Consider the following 3,217-nt stretch of genomic DNA (forward strand, 5'->3'; position numbering starts at 1 on the left):
GCTCGCTGGCCCGCCCCACGGTGGCCTTGCTCGTCAGCGCGGTGTTCTTCGTCCCGCTGTATCTGGTGCTGGCCAACGTGTTCAAGCGGGGCGAGCTGATCGCCAAGGAGCCGGCGTCCCTGCCTCTCCCGCCGACGCTGTCGAACATCCACGCGGTCCTGACCCGCCCGGACGGTCTTTTCTGGGTGAGTCTCACGAACAGTATCGCGGTGACGGTGCTGTCGATCTTGGTCCTGACGGTGCTGTCGGCCATGCTCGGCCACTACCTGGCCCGCTCGGGCAAGCGGTGGACGAAGGTCCTCACGCTGGTCCTCCTGGCCGGACTGATGATCCCGCCCCAGGTGATCCTGATCCCGATCACCGACGTCCTGCGCGTGACCCACCTGATGGCGACCCTGCAGGGACTGATCCTGTTCAACGTCGGGTATTACGTGCCGTTCGGGGTGTTCGTGTTCACGGGGTTCATCCGGGGTGTGCCGGTGGAACTGGAGGAAGCGGCCCTGCTCGACGGAGCGAGCCGCATGCAGGTGTTCTGGCGAGTGGTGTTCCCGTTGCTACGCCCGGCAACGGCCTCGGTCTTGATCTTCCTGGGTGTCTGGATCTGGAACGACTTCATCGACCCGTTGATCATCCTCGGCCCCAGCCAGGGAACAACGATCACGACCGGCATCTACCGATCGATCGGCCAGTACCAGGCGGACCTGGGGAGCGTGTTCGCGCTGATGTTCCTGGCGACGCTGCCGGTGTTGATCTTCTATCTGGTGCTGCAGAAGCAGTTCGTGAAGGGCCTGACAGGCGGAGCGACAAAGGGGTGAGCAGTGCTCTCGCACGAGAGCACTGCTCACTCGCACCACGCGAGGGGTGCTCACATCCGAGAGCACTGCTCCGCCGAGCCTCGATGCGGCGCTCCAAAACGAGAGCACCGCTCACCCTCGTCGGCGAGCACCGCTCACCTCAAAGAGCACCGCTCACCTGAGAGAGCAGTGCTCACCGGAGAGAGCACCGTCCGCCGGAGAGCAGCGCTCATCCTAGAGAGCACCGCTCACACTGCACGGCGACCACTGCTCCGATCCGAGAGCACTGCTCACAACTCTCGCCCGGCACGCGATCCCACCCAACAGCACCCGCCATCACCCCGGTGACCCGAGCACCTTGACCATGGTGTCCGACTGCGCCGACCCCTCACCCACAACCTCGTAGCCCTCCGCGAGATAGAGCCGCTGCGCGAAGTTCTTGCGTTCGACACTAAGGCTGATCCGCCCGACCCCAGCCGTCCGGGCGCGGGCTTCGACAGCCCGGAGCAACGCCCGTCCGACACCCTGTCCACGCCAGCGAGACGCCACGCCGATCGTCAGCTCGGGGACATCAGCGGCCACAAACCCGTACCCCGGATCCTCGGGCCCGAAGAAGCGCAGCCAGGCCGCCCCGGCCGCTTCCCCGCCCACCTCCGCGACAACGCCGAGGTCGCCGTCGCGTGGCCAGCCCGCGATGTAGTGCGCGGTCTCCGGAGCCGCCAGCACGCGCCGGCGGGACTTCGGCTTCCACTCGGACGACCAGTTGACCGCCGCCACGAGCATGTCGGTGAGGAAGTCGGCGTCCGTGGCGGTGGCCTCGCGGATGATCACCGCTCGCTGACCTTGCCCCCGTCGACCACCAACCGGCGCGTCACGTGCACAGCGTCGAGCATCCGGCGATCGTGCGTCACGAGCAGCAGCGTCCCCGGGTACTTGTCCAGCGCCGCCTCGAGCTGCTCGATCGCCGGCAGGTCCAGATGGTTGGTCGGCTCGTCCAGCACCAGGAGATTCACCCCGCGCGCCTGCAGCAAAGCCAGCGCCGCCCGTGTCCGCTCCCCCGGCGAAAGCGTCGCCGCCGAGCGCAGCACGTGGGCCGCCTTGAGCCCGTACTTGGCCAGCAACGTCCGCACCTCGGCGTCGGCGAGCTCGGGGACTTCCTGCGCGAACGCCGAAACGAGCGGGACGTCGCCCAAGAACAGCCGCCGGGCCTGGTCGACCTCGCCGACCACGACACCTGGCCCCAGCGCAGCCGCCCCGTCGGAAAGCTCGACCCGGCCGAGCAGCGCCGCCAGCAGCGTCGACTTCCCGGACCCGTTCGCTCCCGTGATGGCGACCTTGTCCGCCCAGTCGATCTGCAGGTCGACCGGCCCGAGCGTGAATCCGCCCCGCCGGACCACCGCGCCGCGCAACGTCGCGACCACCGCGCCCGCCCGCGGGGCCGCGGCGATCTCCATCCGCAGCTCCCACTCCTTGCGCGGTTCCTCGACGACCTCCAGCCGCTCGATCATGCGGTCGGTCTGCCGCGCCTTCGACGCCTGCTTCTCCGTCGCCTCGGTGCGGAACTTGCGAGCCGCCTTGTCGTTGTCGGGCTGCTTCCGGCGGGCGTTCTTGACGCCCTTCTCCATCCACGCCCGCTGCATCCGCCCGCGCGCCTCCAAGGACGACCTCGTGTCGGCGTACTCCTCGTAGTCCTCCCGCGCGTGCCGGCGCGCGACCTCGCGCTCCTCCAGGTACGCCTCGTAGCCGCCGCCGTAGACGTTCACCTGCTGCTGGACCAGGTCGAGCTCGACGACGCGGTCGACCGTCCGGGCCAGGAACTCGCGATCGTGGCTGACCAGCACGGTCGCCGCGCGGAGGCCGGACACGAACCGCTCCAGGCGGGCGAGGCCGTCCAGGTCGAGGTCGTTCGTCGGCTCGTCGAGCAGGAAGACGTCGTAGCGGCTCAGCAGCAGCGACGCGAGCCCCGCCCGGGCCGCCTGGCCGCCCGACAGCGACGTCATCAGCTGGTCCAGGTCCACGGCCAGGCCGAGGTCGGCGGCCACTTCGGCGGCCCGGTCGTCGAGGTCGGCGCCGCCGAGGGCGAGCCACCGGTCCAGGGCCGCGGCGTAGAGGTCGTCCGCGCCGGGAGAGCCCGCCGTGAGCGCTTCGGTCGCCGAGTCGAGGTCGGCCTGCGCCGCCGAGACGCCGGTGCGCCGCGCCAGGAACGCCCGCACCGACTCGCCTTCGCGCCGTTCCGGCTCCTGCGGCAGATGCCCGACAACGACAAGGCGGCTCGCAAGTTCCGCACCGAGGCGACGGAGAAGCAGGCGTCGAAGGCGCGGCAGACCGACCGCATGATCGAGCGGCTGGAGGTCGTCGAGGAACCGCGCAAGGAGTGGGAGCTGCGGATGGAGATCGCCGCGGCCCCGCGGGCGGGCGCGGTG

General features: G+C 69.8%; 2 protein-coding genes and 1 pseudogene. 1 reads left to right on the plus strand and 2 read right to left on the minus strand.

From position 1 onward, the window contains the following. Positions 1–815, plus strand: an 815-nt coding sequence (locus CCN39_RS39740; RefSeq protein WP_434781154.1) for a carbohydrate ABC transporter permease, incomplete at its 5' end; no start/stop codon positions are given. 315 nt (positions 816–1,130) lie between these two features. Here CCN39_RS39740 and CCN39_RS39745 read toward each other — a convergent pair. Next, complete coding sequence (locus CCN39_RS39745; RefSeq protein WP_208630594.1) at positions 1,131–1,625, minus strand: GNAT family N-acetyltransferase; 495 nt, start codon at positions 1,623–1,625, stop codon at positions 1,131–1,133. Beyond that, a pseudogene (locus tag CCN39_RS39750) lies at positions 1,622–3,052 on the minus strand (ABC-F family ATP-binding cassette domain-containing protein); the annotation flags it as partial. The gene CCN39_RS39745 and the pseudogene CCN39_RS39750, both read right to left, overlap by 4 nt. Positions 3,053–3,217 lie beyond the last annotated feature (165 nt).

The organism is Amycolatopsis kentuckyensis, assembly GCF_002155975.1.
In the GTDB taxonomy this organism is placed as follows: domain Bacteria; phylum Actinomycetota; class Actinomycetes; order Mycobacteriales; family Pseudonocardiaceae; genus Amycolatopsis; species Amycolatopsis kentuckyensis.